We start from the raw sequence: 18,304 nt of genomic DNA on the forward strand, positions 1-18,304 counted from the left end.
CACGTATCCATATGGTGACATTGTAGTGCCGGCAAAAGAAAGAGGGAGAACAGAGGGAGAAAAAGATAATGATGATAACGAGCTCAGGCAGCTGCTGGAAGCGGTGTCTGACAGGGGCCTAAAGACGCTGTCGCTTGACGAGCTGGAACGGCTGCAGGCGCTCCTGCAGGCCAAGAGCTATCCTGCCAGCAACAAAAAGGCGGCAAGCTCCAGAAAAAAGCTGCTAAAGCAGATAAATTTCGAGATATACGGCAGGCACTCGCCGCGCAGGTTCTTCTTTTAGCTGCGCGACTTGTCCCGGGCTACCTTGCGTCTGCTCCTGCTGATGTCATTGCTGCTGCCGCCCGCTGCTGGCGCGGCAAACGCGGCCCTAGCAAAAAAGGGTTCTGCTGGCACGGAAAGCGCCAGCGCCGACGACAGCGCCGACGTCGTCAACAGCAGTACAAGAGCTGAGGAAAGAGATGCACGTGCTCGCAGACCCGAAAAAGGCAGAGGTGCTGAGCCGCTTTTTCAAGACCGGCAAGAGCCAGTACGGCGAGGGCGACGTTTTTCATAAGGGGCAGGCAGAGGGCGCAAGCCGGACCCTTTCTTTTTTGCAAAATAATCATATGAGATACACAACGGCGCTGTCAAGTTATTGATTGCAACGACGTCATTCTTAAGCGGCAGCAAAGACCTTACAACATTGTGATGTAGCTTTTATAAGAAAATGATGCTATAAAGACATCTTCTGGTGCGTAGCTGTTTTTGCATAAAGAGAAGCAACAGATCCTGATAATGCTAATATACCAAAGTTTCATTCATCAATAATTATATGGGAGAAAATCTCCCGAGCGAAGACACAGGCGATCTAGCATCTTATTCTTTTGCAACGGAAGTGGAGATCCTATCAATTGACGATGAGCGGCTAAAGATTCTAGGAGAAGAATTATCCAACGAAACGGCTCGCGCCATTCTGCGTTGTCTGGTAGATGGCAGAAAGACAGCCGGAGAGATCGCCTCCGCTTTGAACATTTCACTCCCTCTAGTCTCTTATCATATGGCTAGGCTATCGAAAGCTGATGTAGTTCATGTCACAAGCGTAGACCTGAACAGCAAGGGAAGAGAGATGAAAAAATATGACCATAAAAAGAGCGCCATAATCATACATCTGAATCCAGAAGATCAAAGCCTAAAGCATAAGCTTGAGAAGCTGTTTATTATCTCATCTTCAATCTGTGCGGCTGGATTGATCTATGCGACTGTTCAATCAATCGGAATTGATAGTCTATCACTGACTGTCACGGACCTAGACAGACCGCCCTCGGTACTCTATCGCAATATTCCCCTAATCTTATCTTTTATAGGTGGACTAGCAGGTGCATTCTCTGCATGGGCCTATAGTCATTTCAGGAGCAAAAAATAATCTGTAAATACGATTTATTTTTGCAATTTTTGATTAGTTAAATTCAAATTTAATCAAAACTTAAAACTATGGTATATAATTAGTCTAACGTGAATTATGCCTTGAAAAAGAGCATTATCATGGCAATGGCCCCGGTTGGAATTGCTGGACTGCTATTTGCGATTTTTTTGGTCGCAGTCCAGTTTGTTCAAACAAAGCAAGTAGAAGCATTTGTACAACCGCCGGTCTCTACGGACGAAAAGATAGAGGGAATATCTGTCAGAATCACCAACGCTGAGGAACATGTCAACCAGACAGGAAAATCCGCAGTCAAAGTAGAGCTACCAATAAACGAAGTAAAGGTGAAGAAAGGCTCTACTGCGACGGTAAACGTCAATATAAAACACATCGGTGGAGAAAATGGTTCTTCGTATGCGAATGTGAAAGTTCTGCCTCCCACTGGATACCTGCTTTATCCGCCATCTCTCGCAAAATCCACATCCTTTGAACAAAGACAAGAAGCTATGCTTACAGGCAAGCAAGTACCCGGTAGCATAGATCTGGGAACCCTTATTACATATGCCGGCTTGAATAACAACTCTATAGCCATTCCAAAGGGGAATATTCAGTCTGTTGTAATGAATATTTCAATACCAAATACATTACCCGGAGAGTTGGTTGGAACTGGTTTTCCAGTGCCTATAATTCTTCAAGTCACAGACGATAGGGGTAATTCAGACACAGTATTAGTGGAGAACAGCAGTGTAAATGTGGAGGTGATCCCATAAAATGCGAAGCAAGTATGCTATCACGTCGGCAATAATTGCTATCGGGATCATGTTGGGCGCAACAATGGCAAATAGTCAGGCATTCGCGGCGAATCCCTACGTGGCAGGATATCCTGACAGAACGACAATCTCTAAAGAAAACCAATTTACTCAAAAAACCGATTTCAGCGGCACAACAACATCGACGCGAAACACCGACATAACATCGGTATTTTCTGCTGCCACCTTCGCCTCAAGTACTGCAACAGATACTACCTCTTGGATACATCAACAAGGAATTGCGCTTTTAGCCGCAAATGCCATAAGGGGTGTCTATCAAGTCTGGAATGGTCTTAACTGCCAATACAACTGCTCAGGTACGGGGCCAAGTTTAGGTAATCATGGAACCGCCTCTGCCGACATAGATTATGTATATAGCACATTCGCCTTTGAGAGCCCCTCGAGAACCAGAACATGGCAGTATTATGAACCACATACTAATGGCGGCAGCATAGTCTCAATTCCAATACAGTACTATACAATGTCAACCTATGGCGACCCTGCCCAATACTTTGCCTCAGGAGCAGAATACAAGAACATTCAGGTTGGAAATCCGCCGACATGGGTAGCAAAGAAAATGAAATATTTCCAATTTGCAGTTGAAGGAAATGGCGCAGAATTGACCTCTACATGGACTGTAAAGCAATATGAGATTTGGTCATCATCGATTGGATATCTTAGTACAGTTCCAGTAAAATCTACTGCGCCGAGTACAGACTCTGCCAATGGAGCATATATTACTCGATATACTGCATCTGATGGAACCATTGGCGGTGTACAAATAGCCGACACCGATTACACAACCGCTGGCGCAAATTACAACCTGAAAAGCAGTTCTATTCCTGCAGGCACGGTAATCTGGCAAAGAGATACTGTAAATCACATAACTGCTGGAACACAACTCTGGAACTAGCTCCCCTCCCTACATTTTTGTATTTTTATTCTATTTACGCCTTCAATATCATATTGCGACATCATCCGCGCCGAGATAGAGGCGGCGCTTGGCAGCAAAGGCGGCAAGCTCCAGAAAAAAGCTGCTAAAGCAGATAAATTTCGAGATATACGGCAGGCACTCGCCGCGCAGGTTCTTCTTTTAGCTGCGCGACTTGTCCCGGGCTACCTTGCGCCTGCTCCTGCCTATGCTGATGTCATCGTCTTTGCTGCCGCTGCCAACGCCTTCACCCGAGTAATAGTCCTGCAGGTTCTCGTTGCTCCCGGGCACGGGCTCTGGCCTTGGCTGCTCCCCAAGCTGACCGTGCGTGGCATCGTTAAGCGCCCCGTCCCTCCTGAGCCCCCTGCTTTTCTGGCCGCGGGCAGCGACGGTGTCGTCGTTGTCGTTGTCCCTGCTGCTCACCTTTCTGCTTTCACCTCCTGTCGCTCCTGTCGATGCGGTAGTCGTTGTTGCCGAAATCATCTATCCGGGCCATCCGCGGGTAGTGAACCGAATGGATCCCCCTGTAATAGCCGCTGCTGTGGATGCGGTGCCTCTGGTACAGCTGGACAAGAAAGATGGCGCTTGCCGCCGCAAAAAAGATGTGGACCGCGGCCCAGCCCCAGCTCTGCGTGCTGACGTCGTATATCGCCAGTATCGCGTTGAGCGCGGCAAAGAACATGGTTATGGAGGGCAGGTACTTGCCGACCATCTTGAGCACGCCCAGAATGTAGATGACGGCAGTCAGCCTCGCGGTAGAAATTGGTGGTGACGGTGGTGGTGACGACGAGGATGTCGGCTGCGGCAGAAGGTTTGCTTCTCCTCTTCCTCCTTCTTCTTTTTCCATCCTTTCCGTCAAGGCATCATTGCCCTCCTCTCACATCCCCCTTTCTCTCTTTTTGTTGCCGCTCCCCCTGCATGCATCTTGCATCAGCCAGGAATAGCAATGCGGATGCGCAGGCGGCAGAAGGAGCTGCGGTGGCGAGGGCGAGGGCGACAGCCACGTGAAACTACGGTCATCGTCATGCCGCCCTCCCGCTCTTCTTTGCCACGGTCTCGTATGCGCCAGACAGGCTTGTTGCAGCCTGCTTGAGGTCCGATATCGCGCCGGACTGCCGCGACTCGGCCGCGGCGGCCTTTAGCTCTTCTGTCAGAGACCTGATCGAGTCCAGCATCTCACGCAGCGCCACAAGCATCCCGTGGAGATCCTGCCGGACAATGCCCGCGCCCTGCCCTCCTCCTCCCTCTTCCTGGCTGCTGAAACTGTCCATCGTCCTGCGGGCAGACTGCATAAGTCCCTTCAGATCCTCAAAGACTCCGGTGTCTTTCATCTCCCGCACCGTGTCGTGTATGGCCTGCGACGACCTGCTCATGTCCTCGACGATCCTGCGCATGTTGTCCATGTTCTGCACCCACTCTGGCGACTTCATGGTCTCCATTATCTCCTTCACGGTCACGGTCATGCTCTGCGCCTTGTCCAGCGTCTCCTGGACGCCAGGCGTGCCCAGCTGGCGCAGGATCTCTACTGTGTCAGACGCCGTGTCGCGTATGTCGCTTAGCTTGCTGCTGCTACTGTTGCGGCCGCCCATCTCACTTCAGCTTTTCTTTGGCCTTCTCCTTCTCGTACTCGGCGTCAATGTCGCGCTTTGTGTCTTCCACCTTGTTCTTTACAGCCTTGGCGCCGGCCTTCATCTTATCGCCTGCGTCCTCCACACGGTCTTTTACGCTCTTGTCGTCCATCCTGCTCTTCCACCTCCTCCTCTTTCTTCCTTTTTCTCTAAGCAGTGCCGGCAGCGGTGTCTGTGGTGGTAGTGGTAGCCTGGGTCGTCGTGCCGGTCCTGGCAGAAGCGGCTGCGGCCTTGGTAGTCTCGGCCGCGTTCTTTACAGAGCGCGAAGCGTCGTCTATGGCGCTGCTCACTTCCTGGATGACGCCCTCCCGTTCCAGCTGCTTGGCAGTCTCGTCGATCTCCCTTGCAGTCTCCCTGGCCGCTATGGAAGCTTCTCTGACTGCGGCCCCTATTTCTCTCAGCGCGCCAGACTCGCGCAGCGCCTTCAGCGTCTCCCTCAGCATGACGGCTGACTGGCGGATGTTGTTTGCTGCAAGCCTTATCTGCTCGGCCCTTTCTGCAGGCGAGAGGCTGCTGCTGGCGGCGGTGCCGGCGCCGCTGCTGCTGCCACCCGTGGCACCTGACGACGGCGACGACGACGAATAAGAACTGTCAGAAGTAGAGGCAGCAGAGCCGCCTAATTTTCTTTCAGATCCATGATCAGTTGTGGACATACTATTAGCTTTAGCTTATTTCTTAAAGGGCTTTGGAATGCTATGCATGATTTTTCCTGCATTGCAATAAAATGAGACATTTGACGCAGACATATTCGCGGTTTTTTCCAATTGCAGAATGGCAGCACAGAACAAGTTTCAGTGAAAGCAATAGTCAATTGCAGCTGTTGCTCGTCTTCACCGGCAATATAGCGCGTGCATGTGCCAAAATTCCAGGCGATAGTTGTTGCAGAGCATGCTTCCTTGCTCTCCGCTTCAGGGTATGCAAGGAAATGCAAGTCACAGCCGTTGCTGCCGTAAAGGCAAATCATCTGCTAAAAAACAGCCTGCCCCGGCTATAGCGCGGCTGCTGCAGCAGAGCCGTGCCGCTGTTGCTGTTGCGCCACTATCTGTTTCGGGCTTGGTGCGGCCACCAGCTCCCTTACCAGCCCCTGGAGAGACCGGATGTACTCGGATGCCGAAAAGCGCCTGACTGAACCGCTTATCACTGCCCGCTCTTTGTCGTCTGCTCCAAGCGACCCGGCGATTATCGCAGTGGCTTCTTCAAGCGAACGGAACTGGTATTTTCGCGGGACAAACTCGGCCTGGCCGCCGATGTCCGGCACGACGGGTATCAGGCCGGCGCTCATCGCCTCAGCCACCGATATCCCAAAAGGCTCTGCAGGCATGGTGTGAAAGTAGATCTTTGAGCTGTGCATGAGCGCCTTCAGCTCTGCCAGGCTTGCGTTTGTCTTTATCTGCACATAACCTGCAAGCCCCCGCGCCCGTATCATGTCTTCAAGGCGCCGACGGTATTCCTGTCCGCATACGTCGCCCCGGCCCAGGTTGCCTGCTATGACGACGCCCCCGGCGCAGATGCCCCGCTCTTTTAGGAGTGATGCAAGCTCGATGGCGTTTTCCAGCTTTTTCGACGGGTTCAGCCTGGACACCACAAGGACGACGTCGTCCCGGGGCGACCGCTGCGGCAGCCTAGCGCCTCCTGCCATTGCCGCTGCTGCTGCTGCGGCTGACGCCACTGGCTGTGGTGGCGTCTGGAACTCTTCCACGTTGACTGGCGGGGCAACTACGATCGGCTCGTGCGTGACGCCGCAGAGCGCCTTGATTGCCTGCCTGCTGAAATTCGAGTTCGTGAGCACAAGCGAGTTTTCAAGCATCAGGAGGTAATGGCGCAGGATTTCGCCCCAGACCTTTTCCCGGTCGCCTGCAGGATCCACAAGGCCCAGATTCTCCATGTGCTCTATGTATGGGAGCAGCCTGTCCCGGACGTACTCGGCTGCCACGGGGTAGTGGCAGTACGTGATGGCGTTTGCCCGGGTGAACTGCGGCAGATAGTACGGGAGCACGTCGCCGTGTGTGTTCACAAAGAGGTCATAGTACTGCTGCTGTTGTTGCTGCTGTTGTTGCCGGACCTGGCTGCAGGAGGAGGAGTGTCCTTTTTCGTTTTCCGCCGCTGCCGTCCTAGCCGTCACAGTCATCGTTGCCATGTCGGCTGCCGCCCTCCTCTGCTTCTGCAGCAGCGGCAGGCGGCCCATCCTGACCACCCTGACCTGGCGGAGCACCCGCGCTGCATCTTCACCAAAAGCCTTTTCGATGCACCTGATGTCCGGCGCCCTTGCCACCGTAAAGTCGATCTCAAACCCCATCTGCGAGAGCGCCTGCATGGTCGCCACGGCCAGCCTCTCGGCGCCTCCGCACGGGTTCAGGTCTGTGTGTATCACGTTTGCCCGCATCATCATTTTTCTTCTTTCCACACAGGTCATCTCCCGCATACACGCTGCTACAGGGGCCCCGGCGCGGTCGGGAGCAGAAACCCGACGACGGTCGCGGCTATCCACACCACTATGGCGATCCCGAGCGCCTTGAGCCACCCGATGTCGTAGAGCCATTTCAGCGCAAGCAGCCACACTATGCCGCCCACTATGGCGGCAAGCCAGCCGGTGCCAAGCAGGAAATACGCGGCCGAATAGACTACGGTGCCCACGATGGCCGCGACAAACGCCCTGCCTATCCCTTCCTCCTGCCCAAAGAGCTTTGAAGCGACGTAGATTATCACGGTCGAAACGAGCAGGCTGACGACAAAGACTATGGCCCACCACACCGCGCTGCCCCCGTCGGCGGGGAGCGCGGGCCCGCCCTGCGCGTGCGCGTCTTCCACTGTTGGAACCACCACCCCTACCGCAGCCAATGCTGCTGCGGCCAGCACGGCCAGGGCAAAGACCAGAGAAGACACTAGCGACCTCGAAAAATTGAGAACCATAAGGTAAAAGCGTAAAAATCGTATTTAGGAGTCTTGCCCCGGCTTATTGCATTATCTTAAAACTCGTGCAGGTAATTCAAGCCCTTTAAATCGTTCCTGGCGTCTGTTGTCCCTGCCGTGCGCACGGAACCGAAAAAGCGCGAGCCGGGAGAGCCGGGGTCGGAGACGAGAGAAATGACTCCTGATGAGCACGAGCAGGTGGCCCGCAGGAACGACCAGACAAGCCCGAACCCAAAGATACAGGAGAGAAAAGGAACCGTCGCCACTGCTGCTTCTTCTTCATCTGAAGCCCCGTCATCGTCGTCTTCCACTGATCCTACTTCTTGACGCTCACCTTGAACGTAAAGCCGTTGCTTGCCAGGTCGAACTTGGCCGTCTTTCTGGCAGACTCGTAGAACACCACCTCGCACAGCTTGGCGAGGTAGAGCGACCACTTGTAGCCAAGCGAGTGCTGCAGCGCAAACTCGTATATGCCGTTTTCCATCCTCTTGCGGTAGGCCATGCCGCCCTCCCGGGCCCACAGCTCGAAATTCTCCAGAAACCCTTCGAGCGTGAACCTGCCGCGCATCAAAAGCTGGATCTCTTTGGCGTAGCTTCGGCCCACTTCCTCGGCTATGGCTGACACGTCGTCCTCGGTCAGCCTCTCAAGCGCCATGGCAAGGACCTGCTTGGGCACCGGGATAAAGCCCGCCTTTGCGGCAGTCGCGGTCCAGCTGAAATAGTGCTCAAGCACCTGCCGCAGGAACGTGCTGACGCCCACGCCGGAGGCGTCCGCTTCCTTCCGGAGCATGCCGCCCAGCTCAGGGCCGAGGCTGAAGGTGATCCTGACGCTGCCCTCTCCATCCCCTCCCCCTCCGGTCCTGCCGCCCTGCACGCCTCCGGGGTCATCCTCCTCCTCGTCTGCGATCCTGCCCAAACCAATACAGGACAATCGGCTATGCCTAAAAGTCTTTGCGGCTCTATCGTATGTAAAAGAGTGCCCCTGCCCGGGGAAGGCAGGGGGTGGGGTTGCATCGTTGACTTGCAAAGGCGTATGGGACACCGCCTTTGACTAATAACTGTTAGACTGCTTCAACGTTATAAGCAGTCAGGGTACATTCGGTTAGACATGCGAAATTTCATTGCAAAGTACTGCAATCGTTTTTTGCAGCAGGGCTGTCCTGATTCGTTTCATTTTACACGCCTTCCACGGTAATTACGATCATGTTGTCGGTGTAATCGACGTGCGCCCTGTGGCCGGCGTTGTTTATCATCCGCTCGTTGTGGGCCTTGAAGAACACGGACCAGTGGCGCCCCATCTCGTGCTGGAGTATGAACTTGCGCGTGCCGCCCTCCTCGTACTCTCTGAATGTAAAGCCGGACTTTTTGGCCCTGTTGCGGAGCATGGCAAAGCAGGCGTCAAGCGTGACCTGGCCCATCATGAGGAGCAAAAGGTCCTTCGACGAGTCTGCCGTCTTGACGGCTATTTTTTTCAGCGTCTCCTCGTCCACGGCGTTGAACACCTCTCGCAGGATGTCTTTTTGAAGCGTGGCATATCCAGCCTTGACCGCTATCATGTCCCACTCGATGTAGCTTGTGAGTATCTGGTTTACGAGCGTGTTGAGGCTGACCTGGTTTTCCTGGGCGTTGCCACGCAGGACCTCTAGCTTGCGAGAGTCTATGCGGAAGGTGATGCTCTCGTTAGAATCCTTGCTCATGGTGTAAAGATAGAGTGCACGTTTTGAACTATTATGTTTTTCCTGCAAAGTAATATTTTTCATGCAAAGAGGCATATTGAATCTGTTGCAATCATCTTCTAAATTTATTGATAACAACTATCTTCTACAACATTGTAACAATAACGCGTTAGGTAAGGAAAAAATAGACGATGAAGAGGAGGAGAGACGAGGCGGTGCGGCGAGGCATCTGCCTCTCTTCGAGCCGCTCGTCGCTGATGGCTGTTGTGGCTGCTTTCTCTACCGTTGCAGTATTACTATTACTACTGCTGCCTGTCCAGCGCGGCCACGGCAGATTCCAGGTACGGCGGCAGCGAGAACCACCTGCCGTTAGAGTCGTTGCCCGTGTGTATGTACATCAGCCCAACCCACCTGGACGACTCGTTGACAAAGCTGGTGTCAAGCCAGCCAACGTCGTACCGTATGTACGAAAAGTTGCGCTTGTCATAGTCCTGGTGCCAGCCGTTCAGCCACGATACAGGCATGTAGCCCCTGCCCTCTGTTATGTTCAGAACGTCCACCGTCCCGACATAGCTTGCAGGCACGTCTGTGCCCGGGTTGCCCATGGTCATCTTCATGCCTATCGACTTGGCGTAGGCGGTGATGTCGCGGTAGCGGCCCTCAAAGCCGGGCCTGTTTGTGAATTCGTCGATGAACAGGCCGTCCAGCCCGTACCACCGCGCGTATTTTTCTGCGTCTGCCCTGATGTCCTGCGCCGGCCTTGCGCCGTATCCGTCATACGTATAGCCAAGCACTATGACGCCTGCCTGCCTCATGGCCTTGATCCCGGCTTCATAGTTGCCGTCTGGGTTGTGGCTGCCCGGCCCGCTTGACGGGTTGATTGCCACCACGAAGGGCACCGACGGGTGGGCGTTCTTGGCGTCTATCACCCGCTGCCACTGCGCCCACGAGTCGCCACCGGGGTACGAATAGAGCGCCACGTACATGCCGGTCTTGGGCAGCAGTTCACGGATAGAGGGCGGCTCTACCCTGTAGTAGGCAGTCATTATTGTTGCTGCTGTTGTTGTTGATGATGATGCGCCCTGCGCCACAGACCGGGTCCGGTCCGTGCTGCCGTCCTCCCAGTGGTCAAAGACGTACTGGGCATAGTCGTGCACTGTGACTGTGGCATCTTGTGCTGTTGCAACAAAAGGCGTGAAACCGCTTGCCCCGCTCTCTGCGGCGGTGGTCCACATGTGGAGCGGGATGCCGCCTGTCACTGTCTCTGCATTCACGGTAGCTGGTTCTGCCATTGCGGCAGCCGCGCTCCCTGCAATGAGCAGGAAGGCAAATGCCGCAGAAATGGTCACGTACAGGTTTCCCTTGCGCCGTAATTTTGGTCCCATTACAACCCCGACCGCGGCGCGGCATTACGGGCATATATATCCAGCCGAAATTTTGTATATTTTGAATAAAAACATATTATTATTGCATAACAAGCCGGACAAACTATATTATATTATACAACCATAGCACAATTTTGCAAGCCACTCTGGTACTGGAAAATTACGCGGCATTGTCGTTTTTTCTTTTGGCAGCCGCCGCCACCATGTAGCGCCGGCGCCTGCCCTCCGGCATCCTCTCCACGGCATAGCGCAGCATCGTCCTTGGCATCCTGGCGCAGTTTTCTTCCAGAAAGGCTTCCGCCGCGGCAGGGTCGCGCTTGTACACCTCCCGGAGCATCCACCCAGCCGCCTTGTGTACGAGGTCGTGGCTGTCTGAAAGGAGCATCCCGGCTATTTTGAGGGCGTCTGCAAAGTCGCCCTTGCGGATAAAGTGCAGCGTGGACACCATGGCGGCGCGCCGCTCCCAGACGCTTTCAGACCGTACGAGCCGGCAGAGGAGATCAGACGATTTGCCTTTACCGACGCGCTCCAGATGCGGGCCCAGAATTTTGGGCGCGCTGAGGTCGACCAGGTCCCAGTTGTTCACCCTCCCGAGGTTTTCGAGGTAGAACCTGGCGACGTTTTCCGGGTCGCTCCTGTACCTGTCGACCAGGACGAGGAGGGCGACGAGCCGCTCTTCATGCACTGCAGAATGCAACAGTTCTTTTATGTCGGCAAGCGCAAGGCGGCCGGCGTGCTTTTTGGCAAGCAGGCGCGACCGGGGAACCACGATGCCCAGGAAAACGTCGCCCTCGCCGTACTGGCCCTTGCCGGTCTTGAAAAAGCGGCTCAGCGCCTCTGCCTTTTTCGGGTCTGCGAGCCTGCGCATCTCTTTTCTCAGCTCTTGTACTGCTGTCGATGATGATGACGATGACGATGGTGCTGTCGTCGTCGGCCGCGATGTGGACAAGATCTGGAAATCATTTGGAAAAATGCATTTTATAATATCTGCGCATGCTGCGGCAATGAAAAACGACAAAGGCAACCAGAGCAAGAGGCTGCGGGTGCTGCTGTCGGCACTTGCAGCGGCCTTGATCCTGTCGTCGGCGCTGGCGCTTTCCCTGCCAGCAGGACCTTTTTTTGCGAGGGCCGCATTTGCCGCGCCAGCAGCAGGCAACAGCAGCAGCGACGGTGACGGTGACGGCAAGATGACGACAATGATGATGATGGCAGAGGAAAAAGAGGAAAGGATGACGGAGAAAGGAAAAAGTCAGCTCCTCAGGGGCAGCATATCAAGCGTCCAGCCCGGCGGCGACGGCAGCCCGGAATGGATCCAGTCAGGCACGTGGGTGCTCCGCCTCACTGATGACGGTAGGGGAGGAGCAGTGGCGTTTAGCGCCAGGATAAACATGGTGGCCGTGGACGGCACCAGCGCGCACAGGCACACCATAACAAAGTTTGTGGCAGACAGCGGCAGCAACGTTTCTGAGAAGGGCAACAGGCTGGTGCTTGAGGGCAGGGCGGCTGTGTCCACCAAGGACGGCATAGCGGACGGCGTTCCGCTGACCATAACCGTGAGCAACAGGGCAGTCATCACCATCGTGATAGACAAATCCGCTCTCGGCGGCCACTTTGGCTCAACTCCCATCTATGGCACGGTGAGCCAGCCTAGGCATGATGGCAGCAGCGGCTCGATGATGACATCTGCGTCGGCGACAATGATGATGATGGAAGGCAAAAAGCTGACCAGGACGAGCGTGCCTTTGACGATCCCGCTTACAAGGGGCTACGCCGGTGGCCACGAGGTGTTTTACATATCCACCGAGGCGTCGGACAGGGAGCTTGCAGCGCACCTGACCAGGGTGACGGGCTTTAGGGTCGCGTACGCGCCCTCGCTTGCCTCTGCGCCGGCAGGGTCGCTTGCAAACATTTACGCGTTCTCTAACGGGATAGAGGGCGGTGGGCCGCTTGGATTCCAGCCAAACGTGGCAGACTCGGAGCCGGGCGACTCGAAATACAGCCCGCTTTGGCGCGTAAACACGGTCGAGTGGAATGCGGGCACCACACCCAGGGAGCTGAAATCAGAGGCCGAGGTCCTCGACGCGTCATCCAGGGGCGAAGTCAAGGTGACGTCGACAGAGATGGTTGTGAACTGCCCGTTCGTACAGTGGGGAGAAGGAGAGTCGCTCAAGGTGCGGGAGGACAAAAAGCTGTCGGACGACGCGCCGTACGGCGGCGGCCAGGTGCTTGCCATCGACACGGCCGGCAAGATGCAGGTAACGTTCGTGGCGCACAGAGGGTTTGCTCCGGACGGCTCCACCATCTACTACATCGCGACGGACGCGTCGGTCAAGGAGGTGGCAGACGCGCTGGGCGTCGTGTACGTGGAAAAGACCGGCTCGGCCCTCGTGTCCGGGGCATCGTCTGACCTGTGGGTGTTCACAAACGGGATCAAGGGCACCGGCCCAATGGGCTTCCAGGCGAGCATCGCAGGGAGCAACGTTGGCGACGACCTGTACAGCCCGCTTTGGAGGATACTTGCGACCACGTGGTCGGATGCAGGGCAGGCAAGATTTCTTACCACAGCGCAGCAGGTGTCCGCGGCAGCAGAAGCAGGGCGGCTGACCACAGAGATAGCAGGAGTGGTGGTGAACTGCCCGTTCGTGGAGGCATAGGCAGGAGGACTTGCGCCTCCTCTCCTTCCTCCCTTCCTCTTTTATCCCTCTTTTTGCAGTGCGACTTTTTTGCAAAAGCCATCTCTCTGGCGATGCACTATGGCATGTGACAGCGCCATGTGGAGCCGGCGCCGCGGCAGTCAGACAGACAGTTATTTGCTCAGGCCAGCAAAATATCAAAAGATATTCCTGATGGTGATTTTTTATGGGAGAATGCTTAAGAACAAGGAAAACGCAGAGCCTAGTGGCGCACAGGCAATGTCCCTTCAATCGTTCGTGAGGAGGTTTGAGGACCACAGCACTGAGGCGGGCTTTCAGTTCACGTTCTATTGCGACTTTTCAGACGACGGGTACAAGACCAGGTTCGTCCCTTCAAAATCTGGCAACAAGGCAGGAATCGCCCGGCTCATCGGCAGGGGCGTCGGCGTGGGCACGACCATCGCGGCCAAGATACCCGGAGTGGGCGCGTCCTACGGCAGCGGCACCAAGGCCGCCGTGACCGAGCAGGAGCTGGACAGGACAGGCAAGAGCGCAGGCGACGTGGCAGACGAGCTGGCAAAGAGGTACGGGCACATGTCAGCCGAGTGGCACGTGGAACATGACCGCGCGTTTGAGGACGGGCAGGAGGAGGCCAAGGCGCACTTTGGCCGCTGCACGGTATGCAACAGGTGGGCCTGCAAGTACTGCTTTGACGAGACAGAGAAGGCGTGCAAGGAGCATTCAAGCAGGGCTCTGGCTACTACTACTGCTGCTGCTATTACTGCCGCCACCGCAACGACGACAGCAGCAACTGCTGCCGGCGACAAAACATCCTGCCCGCACTGCCACGCAAGCGTGCAAAAGGCCAGGTTCTGCTGGGAATGCGGCGCGCAGATCGCAGGCGCCTCGTGCCCAGGCTGCGGCAAGCAGGCAGAGCCGGGGGTCAAGTTCTGCGGCGAGTGCGGCACCCGCTTGCAGTGATCGCTAGCAATAGTTGACCTCTACCACCTTTTTGCGCGACGCAAGCCCCGACACGATGCGTACGCTGGGCTCCGGCACCCCAAAGTGCCGTGCGAGCCTTTTCACAAGCTCGCGGTTTGCCCTGCCCCGCTCGGGAGGCGACTTGATCGACACCTGTATGATGATAGAGTTGTCGCCCTCCGTGACCTCCAGCCGGCCGTCGCCGGAGAACCTGACTGTCACCAGATAGCGCCGCCGCAGGACCACTGCAAAAGGAGCTGCCGGTGGACGCTATAAAAAGTTGTAGAACCGCCCTGCGTAAACCATTAAATGCACTTTAGCCGCATTTCTGGAGACGTGACTGAGCTCTGGATCGACTGCGAAGTGTGCGCGGCAAGGTACAGCGCATACAGCGAGTCGTGCCCGACGTGCGGGGCTGCAAACCCGTACGCGGGGGAAAGGTCGATGAAGGGCATAGCAAGGGCGGCTGTAATCGGCATTGCAGCGATAGCAATAGTCGCAGTCGTCTTCATGTATCCCAGCATCTTTAACCAGAAAGAAAATCCGGTGGGGAGCGCGGTGACCATCCTGCGGCCGCCTGCCGTGGGGCCGGAGACCGTGCCCAAGGACGAGCTGGTAAAGCGCATGCTCGACGCCATCAACAAGGACAGGCGGGAGTTTGGGCTGGCGCCTGTCGAGCTGAGCGACAACGAGGCGGCCCAGGCGCACGCGGAAGACGTCTTCAAGATGAAGCAGATATCGCACTGGATGAGCAACGGCGAAAAGCCCTACATGACCTACACCAAGATGGGCGGCAAGGGGAGCGTGCACCAGAACGTGGCCATCGCCGGCTTTGGCCCCGACGAGTACGACAGGTGCGTGTCTACCATGATCCTGTGCGAGAGGATAGACCCCGCCAAGGCGCTCGACGAGCTTGAGCACGAGATGATGTACAACGACCAGGAATGCTGCGACAACGGGCACAGGGACAACATACTGGACCCGCACCACACCAAGGTCAGCATAGGCATAGTCTACGACGAGTACTACCTTGCCCTTGTGCAGAACTTTGAGAACGACTATGGCCTCGAGGTGGAGGCCGACGACGGGTACGTGAACATTGTCGGCGACGCGCCGGGGGACGGCGCCAGGCTCGACCACGTCGTGGTGTATTACGACGAGCACCCGTCGCCTGCGGCGTACCAGGCCAACAAGAAGATGATATCGTACGGCGCCGGCGAGCTTGCGGCGTCCGTGTTTGCGCCGCTGCCAGGCGGCATGCGCTACCAGCAGCCTGACACGTACACGGTGATAGAGGCGGAGAGCTGGGAGGACCAGGACGGCGCCATAGACATCAGCTTTGACCTAAAGCCGGCGATAAACAAGGACGGAGTCTATACGCTCTATGTGATGTTCAAGGACGCAAAAGGCGAGCAGTTTGACGCCACATCATATTCCATATTCGTGAGGCAGCAGCAACAGGTCAGCGCCACCGGCCTCCAGTGATTTTTTTCCAAGAAAAGATTTGTTGCGCATACGCAAACCAAGACGTTGACCTAGCGCCTGAACCGGCAAGGATAAGCCCACCGCAGCCAGGCTGGCACACTAGACGGCCGAGTTACCGCCGGTCATTGTACACTCTCTCACTCTGCCAACTTTTTTTCTCTTGAAAGGTGGGAATGGTCTACATCAATCAGGAGCAAGAAGGAAAGGACAGGGGAGCGAGTACGCCTATCTGGTGGAGGAGGGGGGGAGCGAGTGGGACAGTGGCGGGGCCCCGCCTCAGGCACCAGACGATAAGTACCTGGCGGGAGTGGGGGGTGGAGAAAGCATGCAGAGGGCGATGAGGAGCGCCTTCAAGAGGAGACGAAAAAGGAATAGAATGGAATGGAATAGATAGACAGCAAGGGGAGGAGGCATTATCATGCACAGCGTAGCGGGCCAAATTCGCCCGGCGCGCGCATATTGCTCGCCTCGTCTCCGTTCGTCCATGCTGAAACCCGCTTTTTTATGCGAGTGACTTTCATATGGAATTTCGATTATTTAAGCCAGCTGTGCATTTTCTCTATTCCGCTTGTTAGTTCATTTAGACATGGCAGATGTGTGCCTGAAGGCAGGGCGAGGAAGATGATATTTTTTTGCCATACGGACGGCAGAAGGGCAGTTTTGCACATATACATGGTCGATGGATAAAGGCGGCATTCCCAATCTCTCTCCGTTTTCTCTCTCCCTCTTGCGTACATTGCAGAGGACTGCAAAAACCACTGGTAAGCGGAACCATCGAATTTGCAGGTAGGAGATTAGCTGGCTACCCGGCCCCCTCCCTCCATACAAAATCCTCCCACCAAGCCCTGTGCTGCATGTCCACGCTGCGGGCAATGGCCGCCGCAGACTGGGCGTAAGACGGATCCTCGGCTGACTTGTGCGCTATCTCAAAGCGCCTCCTGTGCGCTATCCTCACTTCCATGTCGTGCTGTTCTTTTGCCTTCTCGATGCCCTCCCACCAGCCGGGTGCCGGGGAACAGGATTTGCCCATCAGCTCGGGCGCCAGAGTGAGCCGGTAACGCGTGCCGTAGCCGCCGCTGCTGCTGATGCCGCCCCTCGGCGGCGACAGGGCGGACGATTCTGCGACGCCTGCGTCTGCAAGCTCGCGCAGGATCTCTGACAGCCGCCTGTACGTGAGCGGTTTTGAATCGGCGCCAAGCGCGATGCAGTACTGGCCGTATATCACGGACGTGGCGTGCCACTCTTGGCCGGTCAGGTACGATATGCGCGCAAGGGCCATGCACGCGGCCCTGGCATGGCGGGAGGCGCCGGCCAGAGCCGCCCTTACCCTGTCCTCCTGCAGCTGGTCGCGCGCCTCATCCACGTGCGCTTTTGTCACCCTGTTGTCGCCCCGCAGGCGGGCAAGCTGGCACGCAACCCTGAAAAGCTCGAACGCGCGCCGGGCGTCGCCGTGCTCGTCGGAGCATATCTCCGCGCAGTGCTCTATAACCCCGGGGTCGCAGCCAGGTGCAACTGCCAAGGTATCGCTGCCGTCGTTTGCAGCAGCAATCAGGAGCCGGGCCACGTCACCTGTCGAGTACGCGGCAAAGGGCACCTCGGCCGCAGAGCCTATCCGGGACTGCACCCTGTCATCCAGCTCGTAGCCGGACAACACCGCCCTGTTTGATATTGCCACGATGGACATCAGCAGACCCTTTTGCTGCAGCCGCTCCTGCATGTCCAGCAGGCGGTAGACAAAGTCAGACGGCCTGCCCCGCCTGTCCGCAAAGACAGAGTCAAACTCGTCCAGCACAAGGACAAAGAGCCCGCCGCGGGCCAGAAGCGACTCTACAGCATGCGCCACCCTGTCCATGGCACCGGCTGTGGCGGTCGTCGCCGCCGTCGCCACTGCCGCCGTCACTGCCGCCGCGTCCGGGCCTTTTCCGCCGCCCAGCTCCCTCAGGATGGCGCACGCGCCGCCAAAGACGGTGCGGGCCGACCTGAGGTTGACCGCCACATGGCCGGCCAGGCGCCCGCTGTTGCAGGAGGCGAGGCTCTCGCACACGAATTTCACGAGGGTCGTCTTGCCCGAGCCGCTGCGCCCGTACACAGAGACGAAGGGTGTGGCGCGCCCCCTTGCGAGCCCGCCGACCAGGAGGCGCACGAGCTCTTTTGCTTCAGCCTCCCTGCCCACCACCGCCGCTGCCGCTGCTGTGGTTGTTGTTGCCGCCGGGCCGGGAACAACCGGTCCCATGGCTGCCGCTGCTGCCGCCACCATCCTGCCGGCCTCATCCTCCACTTCTGCTATCATGCGCTCGATGTCGGCCCTGTCGACCACGCGGTATCTCCTCTCGCCCTCTCTCTCTGCAGCTGATCCCTCCCACAGACAGACCTAAAAGAACTAGAAAAGATATACAACTACGCTTGTATTTGTAGAAGCCTGGAAACGCGCACACGGCCCTGCGACGACAGAGACAAGAATACA

General features: G+C 56.4%; 23 protein-coding genes. 9 read left to right on the forward strand and 14 right to left on the reverse strand.

The genetic code is table 11. The features are described 5' to 3' along the window. Window positions 1-25: 25 nt before the first annotated feature. Window positions 26-283, forward strand: coding sequence for a hypothetical protein (locus WKI84_RS00280; protein ID WP_337861506.1), 258 nt, complete (start codon window positions 26-28; stop codon window positions 281-283). Here WKI84_RS00280 and WKI84_RS00285 read toward each other — a convergent pair. After that, window positions 280-435, reverse strand: a complete 156-nt coding sequence (locus WKI84_RS00285) for a hypothetical protein (protein ID WP_337861507.1) — start codon at window positions 433-435, stop codon at window positions 280-282. The genes WKI84_RS00280 and WKI84_RS00285 overlap by 4 nt on opposite strands. A 26-nt stretch (window positions 436-461) precedes the next feature. Here WKI84_RS00285 and WKI84_RS00290 point away from each other — a divergent pair, with 26 nt between their 5' ends. The 4 genes from WKI84_RS00290 to WKI84_RS00305 all read left to right on the forward strand — a co-directional run bounded on the left by WKI84_RS00290 (window position 462) and on the right by WKI84_RS00305 (window position 3,124). After that, window positions 462-641: a hypothetical protein gene (locus tag WKI84_RS00290; RefSeq protein ID WP_337861508.1), complete on the forward strand. Its 180-nt coding sequence runs from the start codon at window positions 462-464 to the stop codon at window positions 639-641. Between the two features lie 173 nt (window positions 642-814). After that, on the forward strand, window positions 815-1,405 hold the full coding sequence (locus WKI84_RS00295; RefSeq protein ID WP_337861509.1) for a helix-turn-helix domain-containing protein: 591 nt from the start codon (window positions 815-817) through the stop codon (window positions 1,403-1,405). Window positions 1,406-1,524: 119 nt separating this feature from the next. Next, complete coding sequence (locus WKI84_RS00300) at window positions 1,525-2,172, forward strand: hypothetical protein (RefSeq protein ID WP_337861510.1); 648 nt, start codon at window positions 1,525-1,527, stop codon at window positions 2,170-2,172. Between the two features lies 1 nt (window position 2,173). Further along, window positions 2,174-3,124, forward strand: coding sequence for a hypothetical protein (locus WKI84_RS00305; protein ID WP_337861511.1), 951 nt, complete (start codon window positions 2,174-2,176; stop codon window positions 3,122-3,124). A gap of 180 nt (window positions 3,125-3,304) precedes the next feature. Here WKI84_RS00305 and WKI84_RS00310 read toward each other — a convergent pair whose 3' ends face one another. The 7 genes from WKI84_RS00310 to WKI84_RS00340 all read right to left on the reverse strand — a co-directional run bounded on the left by WKI84_RS00310 (window position 3,305) and on the right by WKI84_RS00340 (window position 7,680). Next, window positions 3,305-3,565 (reverse strand): hypothetical protein, encoded by a 261-nt coding sequence (locus WKI84_RS00310; RefSeq protein ID WP_337861512.1) that lies wholly within the window; start codon window positions 3,563-3,565, stop codon window positions 3,305-3,307. 10 nt (window positions 3,566-3,575) lie between these two features. Beyond that, window positions 3,576-4,001, reverse strand: a complete 426-nt coding sequence (locus tag WKI84_RS00315; RefSeq protein ID WP_337861513.1) for a hypothetical protein — start codon at window positions 3,999-4,001, stop codon at window positions 3,576-3,578. 163 nt (window positions 4,002-4,164) lie between these two features. Then, window positions 4,165-4,731, reverse strand: coding sequence for a hypothetical protein (locus tag WKI84_RS00320; RefSeq protein WP_337861514.1), 567 nt, complete (start codon window positions 4,729-4,731; stop codon window positions 4,165-4,167). Between the two features lies 1 nt (window position 4,732). Beyond that, window positions 4,733-4,882, reverse strand: coding sequence for a hypothetical protein (locus WKI84_RS00325; protein WP_337861515.1), 150 nt, complete (start codon window positions 4,880-4,882; stop codon window positions 4,733-4,735). A 37-nt stretch (window positions 4,883-4,919) separates the two neighbouring features. Beyond that, window positions 4,920-5,423 (reverse strand): hypothetical protein, encoded by a 504-nt coding sequence (locus tag WKI84_RS00330; protein WP_337861516.1) that lies wholly within the window; start codon window positions 5,421-5,423, stop codon window positions 4,920-4,922. A gap of 335 nt (window positions 5,424-5,758) precedes the next feature. Then, complete coding sequence (locus WKI84_RS00335; protein ID WP_337861517.1) at window positions 5,759-7,159, reverse strand: glycosyltransferase; 1,401 nt, start codon at window positions 7,157-7,159, stop codon at window positions 5,759-5,761. A 41-nt stretch (window positions 7,160-7,200) separates the two neighbouring features. After that, the gene (locus WKI84_RS00340; protein WP_337861518.1) at window positions 7,201-7,680 is read right to left on the reverse strand and encodes a hypothetical protein; all 480 of its coding nucleotides are present in this window, start codon (window positions 7,678-7,680) and stop codon (window positions 7,201-7,203) included. Window positions 7,681-7,797: 117 nt separating this feature from the next. Here WKI84_RS00340 and WKI84_RS00345 point away from each other — a divergent pair, with 117 nt between their 5' ends. Next, window positions 7,798-8,007, forward strand: coding sequence for a hypothetical protein (locus tag WKI84_RS00345; RefSeq protein ID WP_337861519.1), 210 nt, complete (start codon window positions 7,798-7,800; stop codon window positions 8,005-8,007). Here WKI84_RS00345 and WKI84_RS00350 read toward each other — a convergent pair. The 4 genes from WKI84_RS00350 to WKI84_RS00365 form a co-directional block, all read right to left on the reverse strand. Then, the gene (locus WKI84_RS00350; protein WP_337861520.1) at window positions 7,997-8,596 is read right to left on the reverse strand and encodes a hypothetical protein; all 600 of its coding nucleotides are present in this window, start codon (window positions 8,594-8,596) and stop codon (window positions 7,997-7,999) included. The two genes, WKI84_RS00345 and WKI84_RS00350, sit on opposite strands and share 11 nt — an antisense overlap. A 259-nt stretch (window positions 8,597-8,855) precedes the next feature. Next, window positions 8,856-9,377 carry a hypothetical protein gene (locus WKI84_RS00355; RefSeq protein ID WP_337861521.1) on the reverse strand — a complete coding sequence of 174 codons (522 nt, stop codon included), beginning with the start codon at window positions 9,375-9,377 and terminating at the stop codon, window positions 8,856-8,858. Window positions 9,378-9,658: 281 nt separating this feature from the next. Further along, window positions 9,659-10,741: a spherulation-specific family 4 protein gene (locus WKI84_RS00360; RefSeq protein WP_337861522.1), complete on the reverse strand. Its 1,083-nt coding sequence runs from the start codon at window positions 10,739-10,741 to the stop codon at window positions 9,659-9,661. A 160-nt stretch (window positions 10,742-10,901) separates the two neighbouring features. Further along, the gene (locus WKI84_RS00365) at window positions 10,902-11,690 is read right to left on the reverse strand and encodes a DNA alkylation repair protein (RefSeq protein WP_337861523.1); all 789 of its coding nucleotides are present in this window, start codon (window positions 11,688-11,690) and stop codon (window positions 10,902-10,904) included. Window positions 11,691-11,745: 55 nt separating this feature from the next. On the opposite strand from WKI84_RS00365, the gene WKI84_RS00370 reads away from it, so the two are divergent. Then, window positions 11,746-13,395, forward strand: a complete 1,650-nt coding sequence (locus tag WKI84_RS00370) for a hypothetical protein (protein WP_337861524.1) — start codon at window positions 11,746-11,748, stop codon at window positions 13,393-13,395. 258 nt (window positions 13,396-13,653) lie between these two features. After that, window positions 13,654-14,355, forward strand: coding sequence for a zinc ribbon domain-containing protein (locus WKI84_RS00375; RefSeq protein ID WP_337861525.1), 702 nt, complete (start codon window positions 13,654-13,656; stop codon window positions 14,353-14,355). Window positions 14,356-14,358: 3 nt separating this feature from the next. On the opposite strand, the gene WKI84_RS00380 is transcribed toward WKI84_RS00375, so the two are convergent. Further along, entirely contained in the window at window positions 14,359-14,601 is a 243-nt protein-coding gene (locus tag WKI84_RS00380) for a DUF167 domain-containing protein (RefSeq protein WP_337861526.1), read from the reverse strand. Window positions 14,602-14,691: 90 nt separating this feature from the next. On the opposite strand from WKI84_RS00380, the gene WKI84_RS00385 reads away from it, so the two are divergent. After that, a complete protein-coding gene (locus WKI84_RS00385) occupies window positions 14,692-15,840 on the forward strand; it encodes a CAP domain-containing protein (RefSeq protein ID WP_337861527.1) in 1,149 nt (382 codons plus the stop codon). A gap of 802 nt (window positions 15,841-16,642) precedes the next feature. Here the strand turns inward: WKI84_RS00385 and WKI84_RS00390 are convergent. Next, a complete protein-coding gene (locus WKI84_RS00390) occupies window positions 16,643-18,157 on the reverse strand; it encodes an AAA family ATPase (protein ID WP_337861528.1) in 1,515 nt (504 codons plus the stop codon). Window positions 18,158-18,304: the final 147 nt, after the last annotated feature.

Source organism: Nitrososphaera sp. (assembly GCF_037447015.1).
Taxonomy (GTDB): domain Archaea; phylum Thermoproteota; class Nitrososphaeria; order Nitrososphaerales; family Nitrososphaeraceae; genus Nitrososphaera.

What these genes read in the sequence shown, in the direction of transcription:
- WKI84_RS00290 (WP_337861508.1), top strand. Translation starts at nt 462, where the DNA reads ATGCACGTGCTCGCAGACCCGAAAAAGGCAGAGGTGCTGAGCCGCTTT.
- WKI84_RS00295 (WP_337861509.1), top strand. Translation starts at nt 815, where the DNA reads ATGGGAGAAAATCTCCCGAGCGAAGACACAGGCGATCTAGCATCTTAT.
- WKI84_RS00300 (WP_337861510.1), top strand. Translation starts at nt 1,525, where the DNA reads ATGGCAATGGCCCCGGTTGGAATTGCTGGACTGCTATTTGCGATTTTT.
- WKI84_RS00305 (WP_337861511.1), top strand. Translation starts at nt 2,174, where the DNA reads ATGCGAAGCAAGTATGCTATCACGTCGGCAATAATTGCTATCGGGATC.
- WKI84_RS00320 (WP_337861514.1), bottom strand. Translation starts at nt 4,731, where the DNA reads ATGGGCGGCCGCAACAGTAGCAGCAGCAAGCTAAGCGACATACGCGAC.
- WKI84_RS00325 (WP_337861515.1), bottom strand. Translation starts at nt 4,882, where the DNA reads ATGGACGACAAGAGCGTAAAAGACCGTGTGGAGGACGCAGGCGATAAG.
- WKI84_RS00330 (WP_337861516.1), bottom strand. Translation starts at nt 5,423, where the DNA reads ATGTCCACAACTGATCATGGATCTGAAAGAAAATTAGGCGGCTCTGCT.
- WKI84_RS00335 (WP_337861517.1), bottom strand. Translation starts at nt 7,159, where the DNA reads ATGATGATGCGGGCAAACGTGATACACACAGACCTGAACCCGTGCGGA.
- WKI84_RS00340 (WP_337861518.1), bottom strand. Translation starts at nt 7,680, where the DNA reads ATGGTTCTCAATTTTTCGAGGTCGCTAGTGTCTTCTCTGGTCTTTGCC.
- WKI84_RS00355 (WP_337861521.1), bottom strand. Translation starts at nt 9,377, where the DNA reads ATGAGCAAGGATTCTAACGAGAGCATCACCTTCCGCATAGACTCTCGC.
- WKI84_RS00360 (WP_337861522.1), bottom strand. Translation starts at nt 10,741, where the DNA reads ATGGGACCAAAATTACGGCGCAAGGGAAACCTGTACGTGACCATTTCT.
- WKI84_RS00370 (WP_337861524.1), top strand. Translation starts at nt 11,746, where the DNA reads ATGAAAAACGACAAAGGCAACCAGAGCAAGAGGCTGCGGGTGCTGCTG.
- WKI84_RS00375 (WP_337861525.1), top strand. Translation starts at nt 13,654, where the DNA reads ATGTCCCTTCAATCGTTCGTGAGGAGGTTTGAGGACCACAGCACTGAG.